The organism is Pseudomonas sp. Marseille-Q5117, assembly GCF_946901175.1.
GTDB lineage: Bacteria > Pseudomonadota > Gammaproteobacteria > Pseudomonadales > Pseudomonadaceae > Aquipseudomonas > Aquipseudomonas iranensis.
Genome location: NZ_CAMPPP010000020.1, coordinates 1 through 18,144, shown reverse-complemented (window position 1 = coordinate 18,144; position 18,144 = coordinate 1). Strand labels below are relative to the sequence as shown.

Annotated in this window: 13 protein-coding genes; 7 read left to right on the top strand and 6 right to left on the bottom strand. The window is 60.7% G+C overall.

Annotation, left to right across the window (positions count from 1 at the left end; translation table 11 throughout):
• Positions 1 to 63: 63 nt before the first annotated feature.
• Together OC605_RS24660 and treR are read right to left on the bottom strand one after the other, a co-directional pair.
• Positions 64 to 2,274: a TerD family protein gene (locus OC605_RS24660; RefSeq protein WP_262140156.1), complete on the bottom strand. Its 2,211-nt coding sequence runs from the start codon at positions 2,272 to 2,274 to the stop codon at positions 64 to 66.
• A gap of 83 nt (positions 2,275 to 2,357) precedes the next feature.
• The gene (gene treR, locus OC605_RS24655) at positions 2,358 to 3,062 is read right to left on the bottom strand and encodes a trehalose operon repressor (protein ID WP_016773346.1); all 705 of its coding nucleotides are present in this window, start codon (positions 3,060 to 3,062) and stop codon (positions 2,358 to 2,360) included.
• 234 nt (positions 3,063 to 3,296) lie between these two features.
• On the opposite strand from treR, the gene treP reads away from it, so the two are divergent.
• The 7 genes from treP to tadA all read left to right on the top strand — a co-directional run bounded on the left by treP (position 3,297) and on the right by tadA (position 12,700).
• Positions 3,297 to 4,739 (top strand): PTS system trehalose-specific EIIBC component, encoded by a 1,443-nt coding sequence (gene treP / locus OC605_RS24650; protein ID WP_110647052.1) that lies wholly within the window; start codon positions 3,297 to 3,299, stop codon positions 4,737 to 4,739.
• Between the two features lie 116 nt (positions 4,740 to 4,855).
• Positions 4,856 to 6,502, top strand: coding sequence for an alpha,alpha-phosphotrehalase (gene treC, locus OC605_RS24645; protein ID WP_262140057.1), 1,647 nt, complete (start codon positions 4,856 to 4,858; stop codon positions 6,500 to 6,502).
• Between the two features lie 107 nt (positions 6,503 to 6,609).
• Positions 6,610 to 7,833 (top strand): maltoporin, encoded by a 1,224-nt coding sequence (locus OC605_RS24640; RefSeq protein ID WP_133338443.1) that lies wholly within the window; start codon positions 6,610 to 6,612, stop codon positions 7,831 to 7,833.
• A 50-nt stretch (positions 7,834 to 7,883) separates the two neighbouring features.
• The gene (gene ptsP, locus OC605_RS24635) at positions 7,884 to 10,412 is read left to right on the top strand and encodes a phosphoenolpyruvate--protein phosphotransferase (RefSeq protein ID WP_262140055.1); all 2,529 of its coding nucleotides are present in this window, start codon (positions 7,884 to 7,886) and stop codon (positions 10,410 to 10,412) included.
• Between the two features lie 2 nt (positions 10,413 to 10,414).
• The gene (locus OC605_RS24630) at positions 10,415 to 10,705 is read left to right on the top strand and encodes a PTS transporter subunit EIIB (protein ID WP_186569495.1); all 291 of its coding nucleotides are present in this window, start codon (positions 10,415 to 10,417) and stop codon (positions 10,703 to 10,705) included.
• Positions 10,706 to 10,823: 118 nt separating this feature from the next.
• A complete protein-coding gene (locus OC605_RS24625) occupies positions 10,824 to 12,200 on the top strand; it encodes a multicopper oxidase family protein (RefSeq protein WP_024014196.1) in 1,377 nt (458 codons plus the stop codon).
• On the top strand, positions 12,200 to 12,700 hold the full coding sequence (gene tadA, locus OC605_RS24620; protein ID WP_186569493.1) for a tRNA adenosine(34) deaminase TadA: 501 nt from the start codon (positions 12,200 to 12,202) through the stop codon (positions 12,698 to 12,700). Before OC605_RS24625 ends, tadA begins: the two co-directional genes overlap by 1 nt.
• 166 nt (positions 12,701 to 12,866) lie before the next feature.
• Here the strand turns inward: tadA and cmoB are convergent, their stop codons facing one another.
• The 4 genes from cmoB to lon all read right to left on the bottom strand — a co-directional run bounded on the left by cmoB (position 12,867) and on the right by lon (position 17,795).
• Positions 12,867 to 13,823 carry a tRNA 5-methoxyuridine(34)/uridine 5-oxyacetic acid(34) synthase CmoB gene (gene cmoB, locus OC605_RS24615; RefSeq protein ID WP_095181720.1) on the bottom strand — a complete coding sequence of 319 codons (957 nt, stop codon included), beginning with the start codon at positions 13,821 to 13,823 and terminating at the stop codon, positions 12,867 to 12,869.
• Entirely contained in the window at positions 13,820 to 14,563 is a 744-nt protein-coding gene (gene cmoA / locus OC605_RS24610) for a carboxy-S-adenosyl-L-methionine synthase CmoA (protein ID WP_016773355.1), read from the bottom strand. The genes cmoB and cmoA overlap by 4 nt, the downstream gene beginning before the upstream one ends.
• 208 nt (positions 14,564 to 14,771) lie before the next feature.
• Positions 14,772 to 15,164 carry a protease inhibitor I42 family protein gene (locus OC605_RS24605; RefSeq protein WP_186569492.1) on the bottom strand — a complete coding sequence of 131 codons (393 nt, stop codon included), beginning with the start codon at positions 15,162 to 15,164 and terminating at the stop codon, positions 14,772 to 14,774.
• Between the two features lie 216 nt (positions 15,165 to 15,380).
• Entirely contained in the window at positions 15,381 to 17,795 is a 2,415-nt protein-coding gene (gene lon, locus OC605_RS24600; protein WP_071173472.1) for an endopeptidase La, read from the bottom strand.
• Between the last annotated feature and the right edge of the window lie 349 nt (positions 17,796 to 18,144).

Genomic DNA, 18,144 nt, shown 5'->3' with positions numbered 1-18,144 from the left:
GGAGGGTGCTATCCAGTTACCGCATATTGCGCTATTGAAGATGCGCGAATTCTGTCGCAGATATCAAAGATATTGAGATCGAATAAGATCGGTATCGAACGGCGTCACCCCTTGCTGAGGCGCGAACACCGTCTGCGCTTGGTCTGCAGAGGCCACTCGTTCGCCGCGTGCCCGCACATGCAAATCGAAAAGCGTGTGCAGATCCGGCCGTGGTGTATGCACCAAGGCGCGCAGCATCAGCGATACCCCGCTGAGGTTGTTATCGACGTTATTCCAGCGGGGCGATGAAGTAAGACCCAGATCGGCCCAGATCATGCGTCGTTCCTGCAGGTCCATCACGAAGGGCAGACAGATACACGTGTCGGAGGCGATATCGATGCGGTCAACCACGGAGCGAGGCTCGAACACTTCCCCCGATGCAGCGTCGGCACGGGCCATCCAGCCCGCGAAGCACTCAGGAAGGTCGCAATATGGCTGCCAGGTAAACGAATTGAGGGACGTGACGACATAGCGGACGCCTTTTTTGACGAGAACATCAATGTCGAGGTCGATGAATTCGGAGGCGCCGTTGGGCGCGTCGACGATGTCGCCGCTGTGGTAACCGCCATAACCTTTGAGGTTGTAATAGGCGATCGCTTCTTTGAAGACGAAGTCGGTGTCGAAGAAGGCGGCGGACAAGTCGATGTCCGTGCGGTCACGACCATTCTTCCACCACAGGAACAGGCGAATGAATCGCGTGTCCGGCATTGGCAACCGACTGCCGCGTACCAGTGTTCGCAGCGACTTCGCTGCGGCGCGCTGTGCCAGTGGCACCCGGTATTCGCGCAACGCCGGATCGATGAAACAACGCCCCAGTGGTGGCAGCAACGTGAAACGCGCGATCAGGGCGTTCTCGCAAATCTGTGCGGCACGTGCCAATACCTGCGGTGCGATCGACTCTCGACGATCAGCAGTACCGAAGACTTTCGCCAGTGCTCCTTTAGGTGTGAACGCCCGCAAGGGCAGGGGGCGCGGGGCATTTACCTGGGCCAGCAATTGCAGCAGCACAGGTGAGGACACTTGCGCCGCGACAGCCGCAAAGGCGTCGAGCACCGCGTCCGGTTCTGTGGCACGCCGTAACATCACGTCCAGACGGCGCGCGAATTCTCCGGGACGATCCTGCAGCACCGGCGTAAGCGCGGCGATCTGGCGTTGGGCAAGCATGGTTTCGACACGCGACCCGAACGAGGCCGGCGGATCATTGCGTCGCGCTGCGGTGATGGCCGCAAATGCTCGCGGATACTTCTCAGCGTAATCGCCTGGATGCAGGACTTCGGCCAGGCGTTTCCAGCGTTCGGCCTGGCGCATCACATCTTCCGTAGCGTTGGGCGTGCGGTCGAGCAGGCGCAACAGCTTGCGCCGCATCGAACGTTTCAGTTTGCGAAAGCGCGTCTGCGCTGTCGCCAGCGACACGTCTCCACCATGCAGTGCGATCGCCACGCGTAGCACGTCCGTTGCCGTTTCGACATTTTGCTCAAGGAATTCCTCGATCCGGGCATCGTCACCGATATGCAGGATCAGCGCGCCGCCGACCAGCGCGCGAATCTCGCGGAACGGGATGGTATCGGGCAGCAGACGGAACACGTCGTTTCTGTAAGTTCGGATAAACCAAGTGACATCCGCGGCTTCCTCTTCGGACAGCGAGGTGCGCGATGAGACCAGCGGCTCCAGCAATGCCTCGAACTCGCTGACACTTCCGGGTTCGATAACCCAATGGATGAAGTTGCCTTCAAGCATGGCTGGCCGAACCTGTTCGCTGGGTGGCAGGCGCCGAAGTGTGTGGTAGTGAATGACGGCGTTGAGATACAACTCCGCCTCTGTCGCTTCGAGGACCTGATGGGGGAAGTCAGGATAAAACGGTCGGTGATGTACATGAGCACCGCTGCGACGCCGCAGGACTCGAATGACTTCACGCAGCCAATTCTTGAGTTCGACCGCAGAGAGCATGCCGATTCGCTCGATCAGCGGTTCAGAGAGTACATATCGAAACGCCGCGACTTCTTTGACCGCTGATGCGACCTGCGCGCGTGTGGCTCCGCCAGAGCCGGCAGGGACGTGAAGTTTTGTACGGCGCCGCAGGAACAGCTCCTGATTCATCATGATTTCTTCCTTGGTCGCCGTTTCCAGTGAGCTGAAGCTCACCTGTGCAATCGATACGAAAACGCCTGCAATAAGCAGGCGCGGTGTGGAGAGCGGAACCCCTAGTTCATGGAGGATAGAAGGAAGGTGTTCCATAGCCACGGCGGCATACTACCGGAGGTCATCGCGGCTTGTCAGCGAATCACATATTTTGAAATGGGCTCGCCTGTTGGCGAACGTCAGCGCCGCGCCACATCCGAAAAATAGAACTTGTCCAGCGTATGCCGCGATTCGGTGTACTCGAACTGGCGGCCGTCCTGCAGGAAGGTCTGGTTGCTGACCACGATGACATGGCTCTGGCCGTCGAGGTCCAGGTGTTGTTGGTCGTCCTTGCTGGACGGTACGGCTTCGATGGTGCGCTGGGCGTAGGCGATCTGCAGTTGCAGGGTCTGTTCTATGTGGGCGTAGATCGAATGTTCGGCGATGTCTGCTGACAGGTCGGGGATCACGTCGCTGACGAAGTGGTTGATGTCGAGGATGACGCGTTTGCCGTCGATGCGCCGTACCCGCTTGATCCGGGTGATCGGGCTGCCGGGTTCGGCATTGATATGTTCAAGCAATGCACCTTCAAGCGGCACCTGACACATCTCGACCACTTCGGTGCTGACGTCGTTGCCCAGTCGCGGGTGGGTCTCCTGAAAACTGACGATGCCGCCGAGCTGGAATTCGATCGGGTTGGTCGACAGCACGAACGCGCCTTTGCCGTGAATCTTCTGAGCGAAACCGCGCTCCTGCAACTGGTCGATGGCCTTGCGCACCGTGCCACGGCTGGCCTGATAGGTGTCCATCAGTTCGGTTTCGGAAGGCAGCCGGGCGCCGCGCTCCAGGCGCTGGGTGGTGATACTGGCAAGCAAATCGCTGTAGATCTGGTTGTACTTGCTCATGGCTGGACTCTGTGCCGACGGTGCTCAAAACCCCGAACCTTAAGGGCAGGGTAGGGGTTTGTCCATGCGGACGAAGGAAAACATCTTAGGTCAGAGTAGGAAGAATCCGCGTTTTTCTGACGTTCATCCACGGATGCAAACTCGTACAGACGAGTTGTTGCATTAACTCGTACAGACGAGTATTTTTCGTTCGGCGTGCTGCCAATAACAACAATCCACGACGGAAGAACAAGCATGAGCCATGACTATCCGAACATCGCCAAGGAGCTGCTGGAAAGCCTCGGTGGCCGTGACAACATCGAGCAGGCGGCGCATTGCGTCACGCGTTTGCGCCTGGCGCTGAAGAACCCCGCGCTGGTGAATGTGGCCGCGCTCAATGGCGTCGATCTGGTCAAGGGTTCGTTCTTCACCGGCGGGTTGTATCAAGTGGTCATCGGCCCGGGTGATGTTGAAAAGGTTTATGCCGAACTGCGCCAGCAGACTGGCCTTGCGGCATCGACCATCGCCGACGTTAAACAGAAAAGCGCCGAGAAGATAAACGCCATGCAGCGGCTGGTGCGGGTGTTTTCCGATGTGTTCATGCCGATCCTGCCGGCGCTGATCATTGCCGGCCTGTTGATGGGCATCAACAACCTGCTCGGCGCCAAGGGCATGTTCATCGACGGCCAGACCCTGCTTGATGCCTATCCGAACCTCGACGGGTTGTGGAGCCTGATCAATCTGATGGCCAACACCTCGTTCGTGTTCCTTCCGGCGCTGGTGGGCTGGTCGGCAGCCAAGCGTTTCGGCGGCAGCGAAATACTCGGCATCGTCCTCGGTCTGATGCTGGTGCACCCGGACCTGCTCAACGCCTGGAATTACGGCAAGGCCGTGGCCGGGCTGGATGGGCAGCAACTGCCGTACTTCGACATCCTCGGCCTGTTCCAGGTGGAAAAGGTCGGTTACCAAGGGCAGATCCTGCCGATCCTGCTGGCGGCGTACGTAATGAGCGTGATCGAAAAATGGCTGCGCGCACGCGTGCCCAACGCAGTGCAGTTGCTGGTGGTACCGATCACCACCATCGTTGTCACTGGCGTGCTGGCGTTGGCGATCATCGGCCCGGTGACCCGGCATATCGGCATCTACATCACCGAAGGGCTGGTGATGCTGTTCGATCTGGCGCCGCTGGTGGGCGGTCTGATTTTCGGCCTGTTGTATGCACCCCTGGTGATCACCGGCATGCACCACATGTTCCTCGCCGTGGACCTGCAATTGATTTCGAGCCAGGGCGGCACCTTCATCTGGCCGATGATTGTCATGTCCAATCTGGCGCAGGGCAGTGCGGCCCTGGCGGTGTTCTGGATGACGCGCAATGCGCGGGACAAGAGCATGGCCTCGACCTCGGCGATTTCTGCGTATTTCGGCATCACCGAGCCGGCGATGTTCGGCGTCAACCTGCGCTACAAATTCCCGTTTTACGCCGCGTTGGCCGGTTCGGCGCTGGGTTGCATGTTCCTCTCGCTGAACAAGATCCAGGCCTCGGCCATCGGCGTCGGTGGCCTGCCCGGTTTCATCTCGATCGTTCCGCAGTTCATCCCGATGTTCGTCATCGGGATGCTGATCGCCATGCTCGTGCCGTTTGCCCTGACCTGCGTGCTGAGCATGAAGATCGTCCGTCCGGGTTACCGGGTTGCCTGAAATCAAACTGTAGGAGCTGCCGGAGGCTGCGATCTTTTGATCTTGCCTTTCAAAATCAAAAAATCGCCGCCGTCGGCAGCTCCTGCACGGCTCCAAAATTCAAGAGGAAATCCGCCATGCAAGACTGGCAACGTTCGGTGATCTACCAGATCTACCCGAAGAGCTTCCACAGCCATGCCGGCAACGCCACTGGCGATCTGCTCGGCATCGTCGCCAAGCTCGATTATCTGCAATGGCTGGGAGTCGATTACCTGTGGATCACGCCGTTCCTGCGCTCGCCGCAGCGCGATAACGGCTACGACATCAGCGACTACTACGCGGTCGATCCGAGCTACGGCAGCATGGCCGACTGTGAACTGCTGATCGCCGAAGCGGGCAAACGCGGGATCAAGTTGATGCTCGACATCGTGGTCAACCACACCTCGATCGAGCATGCCTGGTTCCAGCAGGCGCGCAGCAGCCTCGACAACCCTTACCGTGACTTCTACATCTGGCGCGACCAGCCGAACAACTGGGAATCCAAGTTCGGCGGCTCGGCCTGGGAATACGAAGCGCAGACCGGCCAGTATTACCTGCACCTGTTCGACCACACCCAGGCCGACCTCAATTGGGACAACCCCAAGGTCCGCGACGAAGTGTTCAAGATGATGCGTTTCTGGCGCGACAAGGGTGTCGGTGGCTTTCGTCTGGACGTGATCAACCTGATCTCGAAACCGGCGGACTTCCCCGAGGACGACAGCGATGGTCGGCGCTTCTACACCGATGGGCCTAACGTGCATGCGTACTTGCAGGAAATGCACCGCGAGGTCTTTGAAGGGCATGAGCTGATCAACGTCGGGGAAATGTCTTCGACCCGCCTCGAACACTGCATTCGTTACTCCAATCCGCAGTCGAAAGAGCTGTCGATGACCTTCAACTTTCATCACTTGAAGGTCGACTACCCCAACCTGCAAAAATGGGTGCGCGCCGATTTCGATTTCCTTCAGCTCAAGCAGATCCTGTCCGACTGGCAGACCGGCATGCAGGCGGGTGGCGGCTGGAATGCGCTGTTCTGGTGTAACCACGATCAGCCACGCGTGGTCTCGCGGTTCGGCAATGACGGCGAATACCGCGAGCTGTCGGCGAAGATGCTCGGCACGGCGCTGCACTTTCTGCAGGGCACGCCCTTCGTCTATCAGGGCGAAGAATTGGGCATGACCAATCCGGGGTTCGAGAGCATCGAGCAGTACCGCGATGTCGAGACCCTGAACATCTTTCGCCTCAAGCGTGAAGCCGGCACCAGCGACCTCGACAACATGGCGGCGATCATGCAGAAGTCCCGCGACAACGGGCGCACGCCGATGCACTGGCACGCCGGGCACAACGCCGGCTTCACGCGCAGCGAACCATGGATCGGTGTGCCGGCCAATGCTGCACAGATCAATGTCGCGCATCAACTGCACGACCCGGAATCGGTGCTGCATCACTATCGGCGCCTGATCGCTTTACGCCGCACTGAAGCGTTGATCTCCGATGGCATCTATCGCCAGTTGTTGCCTGAGCATCCACAGGTCTGGGCGTACCTGCGCGAGGGGACGGGGGAACGCTTGTTAGTGGTGAACAATTTCTATGGCACCGCCTGTGAGGTCGAACTACCGGCGCTGCTCGACGAAGCCCAGAAGCAGCGCCTGTTGATCAGCAATTACCCGGACTGCCCGCAACGCTCGAGTTTGCTGCAGTTGCGACCTTACGAATCCTTCGTGCTGCACCTGACCGACCCCTGATTTTTTAACTGAATAACAACTTCTGAAAAAACACGCAGAACGCTGCGCGGGGGATTTGTGCGCGCTGAATTCCTGCAACCACACAATAAAAACAACGGGTGGCATATATGAGAGCAACCATAAATTACAGTCTGGCAGTCGTGGGGATTTGTCTGGCAATGCCGACGTCATCACATGCGCTGGAGTTCGGCGGCTATCTGCGCAGCGGGGTCGGTACATCGGTCAACAGCAGCAGCCAGTCGTGTTTCCAGTTACCCGGCGCGCAGACCAAATATCGCCTCGGTAACGAGTGCGAGCAGTACGGTGAGCTCGAGCTGCGCCAGGATCTGTACACCCTCGACGACGGCTCGGTGCTGAGCGTCGACGGCATGGCCTCGCTGTATAACCGCTACGACCGCAGCCTGACGTTCAAGGAAGACAACGGCTCGATTCGTTTGCCGCAGGCGTATGCGCAATGGTCGGCGATGCCTGCGCTCAACGGCGGCTCGCTGTGGGCAGGGCGGCGTTACTACAAACGTAACGACATCCATATTTCCGATTTCTATTACTGGAACCAGAGCGCCACCGGTGCAGGCATTGAAGATGTGTTGCTCGATGGCTTGAAATACAGCTACGCCTTTTCACGCAAGGACAACCTTTACCAAAAGGATTACATCAACCGCCATGACTTCAATGTCGGCGGTTTCAACAGTAACCCGGGCGGTGAACTGGAGTTCGGCCTGAGTTACATCGACAAGCCCGACAGCCGCGATGCCCACCGTGGCTGGGCGATCACCACCCAGCATGTGCAGCAGGACTTTTTCGGTGGCAAGAACAAACTGGCGCTGCAATACGGCGAAGGGCCGGGCACCGGATTGGGCTATACCGGTAACGTCAGGCTTGATGACCGCAACAAGAGCTATCGCATCGTCGAGTTCTTCGATTGGCAACTGACGCCACGTTTTGGCGGACAATTCCAGGCGGTGTATCAGAAGGATATTCGTCAGGGCGGCGCCGGCCAGAACTGGCTGTCACTCGGCGTGCGCCCGGCCTATGCGCTGAGCGAGCAGTTCAAACTGGTGACCGAACTGGGGCACGATCAGGTCGAGGCGGCGGACGGCACGCGCAAGCTGAGCAAGTTCACCTTCGCGCCGACCTGGTCACCCAAAGGCCCGGAATTCTGGGCGCGGCCCGAGGTGCGTCTGTATTACACCTATGCCAGCTGGAACCAGGCAGCCAAGCGTGCCGCCAACCTGTTGGCCAAAGGCTCGGCACTCTCCGACACGGGCGCCTTCGGCAACGCGCGGCACGGCGCCAATGTCGGCTTGCAGGTTGAATACTGGTGGAAATAAGCAAAGCGGCTGCGACCGCTCATTCAATGAATACAAGCTCAGGTGATGTCATGGCCACACCCCAACAATTGCAGCTGCTGGCTCCTTTATCCGGCGTGCTGATGGCGCTGGACCAGGTGCCCGACCCGGTGTTTGCCGGGCGGATCATCGGCGACGGTTTGTGCATCGATCCGACTTCGTCAACGCTCTGCGCACCGTTGGCCGGTGTGGTCAGCGATGTGCAGACTAGCGGGCACGCGCTCACCATCACCAGTGACGCGGGTGTGCAGGTGTTGATGCACATCGGCCTGGACACGGTGAATCTCGCCGGCGAAGGATTCACCCGCCGCGTTGAAGCGGGGCAGCGGGTCGAAGCAGGGCAGGCGCTGATCGACTTCGATGCTGACTACATTGCCCTGCACGCGCGCAGTTTGTTGACCTTGATGCTGGTGGTCAGCGGCGAGCCGTTCGCTTCACTCGTTGGCTCAATCGGGTTGGTCGAGGTAGGCCAGCCAGTGCTGGACGTCGTGGTCGGCGCAGCCGTTGGCGAACATTCAGCGCCGGTGCCGGGCGATGCGGTGTTCTCGCAGCCGATCAACCTGCCCAATCCCAACGGTCTGCACGCTCGGCCGGCGGCAGTATTCGCTCAAGCGGCCAAGGGATTTTCAGCGACCATCCATCTGCACAAGCTGCAAGCGCAAGCCAACGGCAAATCCCTGGTGGCAATCATGGCGTTGCAGACGGCCCATGGCGACAGCGTGCAGGTCAGCGCCGAAGGTGAAGATGCCGAAGCAGCGGTCGCAGCGCTGACACGCTTGCTGAACGAAGGCTGCGGCGAAGCGGTGACAGCGCCTGCACCGGTCGAAGCCGACGCAGCAGCAATGCCGAACATCCTGCGCGGTGTCTGCGCCTCGCCCGGTTCGGCGTTGGGACAAGTCATGCAGATCGTCGAAGCGTCGCTTCTGGTCAACGAGTTTGGCGCCGAGCCGCCAATCGAGCTTGAGGCGTTGAGCCAAGCCCTGATCGAAGCCGACATGGCCCTGCAACATCTGCGCGACACCGCCAGCGGCCTGGCGCAGGCGGAGATCTTCAAGGCGCATCAGGAATTGCTGGCCGACCCGAGCCTGCTGGATCAGGCCCGGGCGCTGATCGACGCGGGCAAAAGCGCGGCGTTTGCCTGGAAGACCAGCACCGATGCAACGGCGGCGATGTTTCGCTCGCTGGGCAATGCCTTGCTGGCTGAGCGCGCGGCGGATCTGGATGATGTCGGCCAGCGCGTGCTGAAGCTGATCCTCGGTGTTCACGAGCAGACGCTGGAGTTGCCGGACGACACCATTCTGATCGCCGATCAGCTGACCCCTTCACAGACCGCCGGGCTCGATACGCGCAAGGTGCTCGGGTTTGCCACCGTTGGCGGCGGCGCCACCAGCCATGTCGCGATCCTCGCGCGAGCCTGCGGTTTGCCGGCGATCTGTGGCATGCCATTGCAAATGCTCGGGCTCGGCAACGGCACGCGGGTGCTGCTCGATGCCGACAAAGGCGAATTGCAGTTGCACCCGGACGCCGAGTCCATTGATCAATTGCGCACGCGACATGAGCGCCAGCGCCAGCGTCATCAGCAGGAACTGGCCCAGGCCAGCGAGGCGGCGTGTACCCGTGACGGTCAGCACATCGAAGTTACCGCCAACGTTGCCTCGCAGGGCGAAACCGCCCAGGCCATGGAGCTGGGTGCGAGTGGCGTGGGGCTGCTGCGTTCGGAATTTCTCTACCTGGGTCGCCAGCAAGCGCCGAGCCACGATGAACAAGTGGCCACCTACAGCGCCATCGCGCGCACCATCGGGCCGGCACACAATCTGGTGGTGCGCACCCTCGATGTCGGTGGCGACAAACCGCTGGCCTATGTACCGATGGACAGCGAAACCAATCCATTCCTCGGTTTGCGCGGCATTCGACTGTGCCTTGAACGACCGCAACTGTTGCGCGAGCAGTTGCGCGCAATCCTCGCCTGCTGTGAACTGACGCGTCTGCACATCATGTTGCCGATGGTCAGCAATCTGGCCGAGCTACGGCTGGCGCGGCAGATTCTCGAGCAGGAAACGCGGGTGCTGGGCCTGGCGCATATGCCGAAGCTGGGAATCATGATCGAAGTGCCTGCCGCTGCGCTGATGGCCGATGTGCTGGCGCCGCACGTGGATTTCTTTTCCATCGGCACCAACGATCTCACCCAATACACGCTGGCCATGGATCGCGATCATCCGCGTCTGGCCAGCCAGGCGGACAGCTTTCATCCTTCGGTACTGCGCCTGATTGCCATGACGGTTAAGGCGGCCCATGCCCACGGCAAATGGGTCGGCGTCTGCGGCGCCATGGCGTCTGAACGCCTTGCGGTGCCGTTGCTGCTGGGGCTCGGTGTGGATGAGCTTTCGGTAAGCGTGCCGTTGATTCCGGCGATCAAGTCGGCGGTGCGCGAGGTGAATCTGGCCGACTGTCGAATCATCGCCGAACAGGTTTCGAATCTGGAAAGCGCCGCCGACGTGCGCGACGCCTTGCAGCGGTTTCATGGGGCGAAAGTCGATGCCTCGCCGGTTATGGAGAATTGAACATGTTCGACAAATTGCAGCAGGCATTCTGGAAAGCACTGACGCCGGATCTGGTACCGGACGAGGCAAACATTACCGCCGATGCGGTTGCCGGCTTGAACGCCGAGATCGTAGCGGCGCTGGGCGGTGTGGATAACCTCAAGTCGCAGCAACCGCTGGCGCTGACCCGGGTGCGCGTGACGTTGCACGACGAGGCCCGTGTCGACCGTCAGGCCCTGAGTGTCGCCGGCGTGTCGGGCGTCATGCCGCTTGAGGGCGGCGTGCTGCACCTGATTACCGGGCTGCGCGCATAAGGCCGACAAGACGTGCGGCCGCAGGTCGCCCTTACTGTTTCTCAACTGCGGGTGTATCGTATTCGCCTTTTTGCGGATCCCTCGGGGTCTGTCGCTGATACGTGAGGTAGTTGAGTTCATGTCCTTTACCCGTCGCCAAATCCTAGGTGGCCTGGCCGGTCTTGTTGTCGTTGGCGTGGGCGCGGGAGGCGCGTCGCGTTACTGGCTGGGCAAGATGGCCGACGCCGAGGCCGGCCACGACTATGAACTGATCGCCGCGCCGCTCGACGTCGAGCTGGTGCCGGGGCACAAGACCGAGGCCTGGGCGTTCGGCCCGTCGGCGCCGGGCACCGAGTTGCGTGTACGCCAGGGGGAATGGCTGCGGGTGCGTTTCATCAATCACCTGCCGGTGGCGACCACCATCCACTGGCACGGCATCCGCCTGCCGCTGGAAATGGACGGCGTGCCTTATGTGTCGCAACTGCCGGTATTGCCGGGCGAATACTTCGACTACAAATTCCGCGTGCCGGACGCCGGCAGCTACTGGTATCACCCGCATGTCAGCAGCAGCGAGGAACTGGGGCGCGGGCTGGTCGGGCCGCTGATCATCGAAGAACGCGAGCCGACCGGCTTCAAGTACGAGAAAACCCTGAGCCTGAAGAACTGGCACATCGACGAGCAAGGCCAGTTCGTCGAGTTCAGCATCCCCCGCGAAGCGGCCCGTGGCGGTACCGCCGGGCGCCTGTCGACAATCAATGGTGTGCCGTTGCCGGTGATTGATCTGCCGGCCGGGCAGATCACCCGGGTGCGTTTGCTCAACCTCGACAACACCCTGACCTATCGCATCAATATTCCTGGGGTCGAAGCGAAAATCTACGCGCTGGATGGCAACCCTGTCGAGCCACGACCATTGGGCAAGGAATACTGGCTCGGCCCTGGCATGCGCATTTGCCTGGCGATCAAGGCCCCGGCGGCGGGTGAAGAGTTGTCGCTGCGTAACGGCCCGGTGCGTCTGGGTACGCTACGTTCAGTCGCCAACACCGACGCGCCGACGGACTGGCCGAAAGCCCTGCCGGCCAACCCGGTGGCCGAGCCGGATCTGGCCAATGCGGAGAAACTCAACTTCAATTTCGAATGGGTCGGCTCGGTCTCGGTGAACACCGAAAACGGCAAACCGCCGAGCCTGTGGCAGATCAACGGCAAGGCCTGGGACATCACCGACAAGACCTGTGCTGACCGACCGATTGCCAGCCTGAAACTGGGTCAGAGCTATATTTTCGAATTGAAGAACATGACCCAGTACCAGCACCCGATCCACCTGCACGGCATGAGCTTCAAGGTGATCGCGTCGAACCGGCACAAAGTCATTCCGTATTTCACCGACACCTATCTGCTGGGCAAGAACGAGCGTGCGCAAGTGGCGCTGGTGGCGGATAACCCGGGGGTGTGGATGTTCCACTGCCATGTCATCGACCACATGGAAACCGGCCTGATGGCCGCGATTGAGGTGAAGTGATGCGCCAGATCCGCCCGGCGGCGATCATCGACCGCAGCCGCGACCGCGACTTCATGCGCGAAGCCCTGACCCTCGCCGCACAGGGCGCCGCCCTCGGTGAGGTGCCGGTGGGCGCGGTGCTGGTGCACGATGGCGTGATCATCGGTCGCGGCTTCAATTGCCCGATCAGCACCAGCGACCCGAGTGCCCACGCCGAAATGGTCGCGATCCGCGCCGCCGCGCAGGCAGTGGATAACTATCGCCTGCCGGGCAGCACGCTGTATGTGACGCTGGAACCGTGCAGCATGTGCGCCGGGCTGATCGTGCATTCGCGGGTGGCGCGGGTGGTGTATGGCGCGCTGGAGCCCAAGGCCGGGATTGTGCAGAGTCAGGGACAGTTTTTCAGCCAGGGATTTTTGAATCACCGGGTGTTGTATGAGGGCGGGGTGCTGGCTGAAGAATGTGGTGCGGTGCTGACCGAGTTTTTCCGCGCCAGACGCACCAAAAGCCCCTCACCCTAACCCTCTCCCAGAGGGAGAGGGGACCGACCGAGTTGGATGGACCAAATCCGCCGACCTGAAATACCGAGTCGGACGCAAGTTTTGAAAAGCTCAACAATCAGCTCCCTCTCCCTGGGGAGAGGGCTGGGGTGAGGGGTAGGCCCACCGCGGTCATGGGAAAATACGCTTACTTCCTGGCGACGATAACCGCCCGCATCGGCGCCGGCAGCCCTTCAATGGTTTTGCTGTGATCCTCGGGATCCAGAAAATCGCTCAGCGATTGATACTTCATCCACTCCGTCCCGCGCTGTTCCTCCACCGTGGTTGTGCTGACATCCACGCAACGGATATCGCTGAATCCGGCTCTGCGCAGCCACAATTCCAGCGCCGGCACCGACGGCAAAAACCACACGTTGCGCATCTGCGCGTAGCGATCTTCCGGCACCAGTACCTGATGCTTGTCGCCTTCGACCACCAGCGTTTCCAGCACCAGTTCGCCGCCCTTGACCAGGCAATCCTTCAGCGCCAGCAAATGCTCGATCGGCGAGCGACGGTGATAGAACACGCCCATGGAAAACACCGTGTCAAAGCCTTCCAGATTCGGCGGCAGGTCTTCAAACGGGAACGGCAGGTGCCAGGCATTCGGCTCGGACAAGTAACGCTGCACTGCCTGGAATTGGCAGAAGAACAGCCAGTTCGGGTCGACACCGATCACGCTGTCGGCACCGGCGCCGAGCATGCGCCACATGTAGTAGCCGTTGCCGCAGCCGACATCGAGGATGCGTTTGCCCTTCAGGTCGAGGTGCGGGGAGACCCGCGACCACTTCCAGTCCGAACGCCATTCGGTGTCGACATGCACACCGAACAGGTCGAACGGCCCTTTGCGCCACGGCGAGAGGCCCATCAGCGCGGTGCGCATCTGTGCGCGGGTGTCGTCGTCGCAATCGGTGTCGAGTTTCAGGCCGTTGAGCAGGTCGACTTCGCTTGGCTGGATCTTCGGCAAGGCGTCCAGCGCACTTTGCCAGCGTTCCAGATCGCCATGGCCTTTGTCCATTTTCTTGTCGAGTTGCGCTTGCAGCGTGTTGGCCCATTCGGCCAGCGGAGTTCCGGCCAGACGGCGGGCGAGGGGGGACAGATCAATCATGGCAAGGCAATCAACGAGGCAAAGTTAAGACACTGGAACCACGGCACGACTTTCGAGAACCCGGCGGCCAGCAGGCGTTCGCGGTGTTCTTCGAGGCTGTCGGGCTTCATGACGTTTTCGATGGCGCTGCGCTTCTGGGCGATTTCCAGTTCGCTATAGCCGTTGGCGCGTTTGAACGCCACGTGCAGATCGGTGAGCAGCGCATGCTCTTCGGCATCGTTGAAGCGCAGCTTCTCGGAGAGAATCAGCGCGCCGCCGGGCAATAACGATTGGCGAATGCGCGAGAGCAACGCGGTGCGCTGGTCCGGGGCGATGAATTGCAGGGTGAAGTTCAGCGCGACCACCGAGGCCGGTTGAAACTCCAGCGCGAGGATGTCGCCCTCGATCACCTCGACCGGCAGCAATTCCTGAAACATCGAATCCTGACCATTGAGGTACTCGCGGCAACGCTCGACCATCGCCGCCGAGTTATCCACAGCAATAACCCGGCAGCCGTCGGTGCGCACGTGGCGGCGCAGGGCTTGGGTTACTGCGCCGAGCGACGAGCCGAGGTCGTAGAGCACGCTGTTGGGCTGGGCGAATTGCGCGGCGAGCACGCCGAGGTTTTCGACGATAGTCGGATAACCCGGCACCGAGCGCTTGATCATGTCCGGGAACACCCGCACCACGTCTTCGTTGAAGGCGAAGTCAGGCACCTGGGCCAAAGGCTGGGCGAATAGGCGATCGGGTTCTTTGCTCACGGCGGCGTCCGGCGGTGTCGGTGGAAAAGGCCGGCATTTTAGCCAAAGTGGGGCGCGGATGCTTGAATTGTCTGATAAGGCACCGTCCGGGCGCAAAAACATCAGCGTCAGGAAAATTGCTTTCGCGAGCAGGCTCGCTCCCACAAGGGAATGCGGTGTTTTGTGGGAGCGAGGCTGCTCGCGAAGAGGCCAGCGCGGTTTCCCGCCGTCAGTTCACCGAGATGGCGCAGTCAAAGGTTTCTACTGGCAAAACTTCCGGTGCCCACGGTTGTTGCGAGGTCAGGCGCAAACGCCCGGTGCCGGCCGCAAAGGCCTGGAAGCGCCAGGTCGAAACCCCCGCTGCACCAACAACGCCGGCATCTTCCGGGTTGCTGTAGACCTCGGGGCTGAGGGCGCGCAGCACGCCGCCAGCAGAATCCTGAATCGCCCAGCGGTAGCCGGTGGTCGGGTTGCTTGGCAGGCTGATGATCAGGTTTTGTCCGGTAGTGAGCCGTACGGGGCATTCGCTTTGTTTTTCCACTGTCACGTTGTGTTTCGGTTGCGTGGCGCAAGCGGCCAGCAAGGAAAGGGTGAGGGGGAGAAACAGGCGAGTGGGGGACATAAAATCAGCAGCTCCGGCGGTTACGACGAACGGCGAGCATAACTGAAGATGAGACGAAGTGTGACGTTCGGGGGATTGGCGTCGCCAGAGTTGCCGCCTTCGCGAGCAGGCTCGCTCCCACAGGGTGATGCGGTGAATACAAAAACTGTCGACACCGCTTATCACTGTGGGAGCGAGCCTGCTCGCGAAAGCGACATAGCAGGCACTACATGATTGTCAGAAGAGCACCTTCGCGACATCCGCAAACTTCTTCGCAAAGTGAACGGTAATCCCTTCCTTCAGGTAGTCCGGCAATTCCTCGAAATTACCGCGGTTCGGCTCCGGCAGAATCAGCTCAAAAATCTTCTGCCGCCGCGCCGCGATCACCTTCTCGCGCACGCCGCCGATCGGCAGCACATGCCCTGTCAGCGTCAGTTCACCGGTCATCGCCACGCCTTTTTTCGGTGGCTGATTACGCGCGAGGGAGAGCAGGGCGCTGGCCATGGTTACGCCGGCACTTGGGCCGTCCTTCGGCGTCGCGCCTTCCGGTACGTGCAAATGAACGAAGGCTTCGTCGAAGAACTTCGCATCACCGCCAAACTGTTTGAGGTGCGAGCTGACGTAGCTGTAGGCGATCTCCGCCGATTCCTTCATCACATCGCCGAGTTGCCCGGTGAGTTTGAACCCTCGGTTGAGCGTATGAATCCGCGTGGCTTCGATTGGCAAGGTCGCGCCGCCCATGCTGGTCCAGGCCAGGCCGGTAATGACACCGGTGCCGGACAGCACTTGTTCGTTGCGGAACACTGGGTGGCCCAGTGATGCTTCGAGATCTTTCGGCCCGAGTTTGATTACCGCTTTCGGATCGTCGATCAGTTTCATCACCGCTTTGCGCACCAGTTTGCCCATCTGCTTTTCCAGCTGACGCACGCCGGCTTCACGGGCATAGCCGTCGATCAGGGCTTTGAGCGCGGTGTCGCTGATGCTCAGGCTACCTTTCGACACACCGGCCTTTTCCAGCAGTTTCGGCCACAGGTGACGCTTGGCGATGGCGACTTTTTCTTCGGTGATGTAGCCCGACAGGCGAATCACTTCCATCCGGTCGAGCAACGGGCCGGGGATCGAATCGAGGGTGTTGGCGGTGCAGACGAAAAGGACCTTCGACAGATCCATGCGCAGGTCGAGGTAGTGGTCGAGAAATTCGACGTTCTGCTCAGGATCGAGGGTTTCCAGCAGCGCCGAGGCCGGGTCGCCCTGGTAGCTCTGGCCCATTTTGTCGATCTCGTCGAGCATGATCACCGGGTTCATCACTTCGACGTCTTTCAACGCCTGCACCAGTTTGCCCGGCTGTGCGCCGATGTAGGTGCGGCGGTGGCCCTTGATCTCGGCTTCATCACGCATGCCGCCGACGCTGAAGCGGTAGAACGGCCGGCCGAGGGATTCGGCGATGGATTTACCGACGCTGGTCTTACCCACGCCCGGCGGGCCGACCAGCAGCACGATCGAGCCGCTGATCTCGCCTTTGTACGCACCGACGGCGAGGAATTCGAGGATGCGATCCTTGATGTCGTCCAGACCCGCATGGTGCTTGTCGAGGATTTTGCGCGCGTGCTTGAGGTCGAGTTTGTCCTCGCCGTACACGCCCCACGGTACCGATGTTGCCCAGTCCAGATAATTGCGCGTGACCGCGTATTCCGGCGAGCCGGTTTCAAGGATCGACAGTTTGTGGGTTTCTTCTTCGAGGCGTTTTTGCACCTGCGCCGGCAGGGTTTTGCCTTCGAGGCGCTGCTGGAACTGTTCGAGGTCGGCGCTGCGGTCGTCCTTGGTCAGGCCAAGTTCCTGCTGGATGACCTTGAGCTGTTCCTTGAGGAAGAACTCGCGCTGATGCTCGCCGATCTTGCGGTTAACTTCCGCCGAGATCTCTTTTTGCAGACGCGCGACTTCGACTTCCTTGCGCAGCATCGGCAGGACTTTTTCCATGCGTTTGAGCATCGGGACGCAGTCGAGCACTTCTTGCAGCTCGGGGCCGGTGGCGGAGGTCAGGGCGGCGGCGAAGTCGGTCAGCGGCGACGGGTCGTTGGGGCTGAAGCGGTTGAGGTAATTCTTCAGTTCTTCGCTGTACAGCGGGTTGAGCGGCAGCAGCTCCTTGATCGCATTGATCAGCGCCATGCCGTAGGCCTTGACCTCGTCGGTCGGCTCGGTGGGCTGGTGGGGGTATTCGACTTCGACCAGATACGGTGGGCGGTGATGCTTGAGCCAGGTCTTGATGCGCACACGGCTCAGGCCCTGGGCGACGAATTGCAGTTTGCCGTTTTCGCGGCTGGCGTGGTGAACCTTGACCAGCGTGCCGTATTCGGGAAGGGCGCCGGTATCGAAGTGGCGTGGGTCTTCCTGGGGGGTGTCCATGAAGAACAGGGCCAGGGAGTGGTGTTCGGATTTGCTGACCAGTTCGAGGGTTTCGGCCCACGGCTCTTCATTGACGATGACCGGCAGGACCTGAGCCGGGAAGAACGGGCGGTTGTGGATCGGGATGATGTAGACCTTGTCCGGCAGGTTTTGCCCGGGCAGCGCCAGGCCGGTGCCGGAGGAGGTGTGTTCGATGTGGTCGGTTTCGTAATCGTCGTGGTTGTCCGGGCGATCTTGCTGGTCGGTCATGGGGCACCTGCGCAATGGGGTATGGGTCTTAGATGGGGCAGGGGTGGGGTGGTTTCAATGGGGCGGGTGTGTTTCTGCATGTGTGTCTGAGGCTTGGCGGCCTCAGGGCCGGCCATGCTCTGGGTGGTCTGGGTGAATATCCGTTTCTTCGGGGGCGGCGGCTGGCGGTTTCGCCCTTACGGCGAGTCACCTTTTTCAGACGCCAAAAAGGTAACCGAAAAGGCTAGCTCCTGCGTTCGGCCCTCGCAGGCTCGGGTCCCTTCGCTCCGGGACTGATCCGGGCGCAGCGGCTCCGGTTTGCTTCGCTGCACCTCCTTCCGCTGTGTCTGGCTGCGCCAGACGGTCGCTG

Coding starts and splice junctions, on each gene's coding strand:
- OC605_RS24660 (WP_262140156.1), bottom strand. CDS start 2,274: ATGGAACACCTTCCTTCTATCCTCCATGAACTAGGGGTTCCGCTCTCC.
- treR (WP_016773346.1), bottom strand. CDS start 3,062: ATGAGCAAGTACAACCAGATCTACAGCGATTTGCTTGCCAGTATCACC.
- treP (WP_110647052.1), top strand. CDS start 3,297: ATGAGCCATGACTATCCGAACATCGCCAAGGAGCTGCTGGAAAGCCTC.
- treC (WP_262140057.1), top strand. CDS start 4,856: ATGCAAGACTGGCAACGTTCGGTGATCTACCAGATCTACCCGAAGAGC.
- OC605_RS24640 (WP_133338443.1), top strand. CDS start 6,610: ATGAGAGCAACCATAAATTACAGTCTGGCAGTCGTGGGGATTTGTCTG.
- ptsP (WP_262140055.1), top strand. CDS start 7,884: ATGGCCACACCCCAACAATTGCAGCTGCTGGCTCCTTTATCCGGCGTG.
- OC605_RS24630 (WP_186569495.1), top strand. CDS start 10,415: ATGTTCGACAAATTGCAGCAGGCATTCTGGAAAGCACTGACGCCGGAT.
- OC605_RS24625 (WP_024014196.1), top strand. CDS start 10,824: ATGTCCTTTACCCGTCGCCAAATCCTAGGTGGCCTGGCCGGTCTTGTT.
- tadA (WP_186569493.1), top strand. CDS start 12,200: ATGCGCCAGATCCGCCCGGCGGCGATCATCGACCGCAGCCGCGACCGC.
- cmoB (WP_095181720.1), bottom strand. CDS start 13,823: ATGATTGATCTGTCCCCCCTCGCCCGCCGTCTGGCCGGAACTCCGCTG.
- OC605_RS24605 (WP_186569492.1), bottom strand. CDS start 15,164: ATGTCCCCCACTCGCCTGTTTCTCCCCCTCACCCTTTCCTTGCTGGCC.
- lon (WP_071173472.1), bottom strand. CDS start 17,795: ATGACCGACCAGCAAGATCGCCCGGACAACCACGACGATTACGAAACC.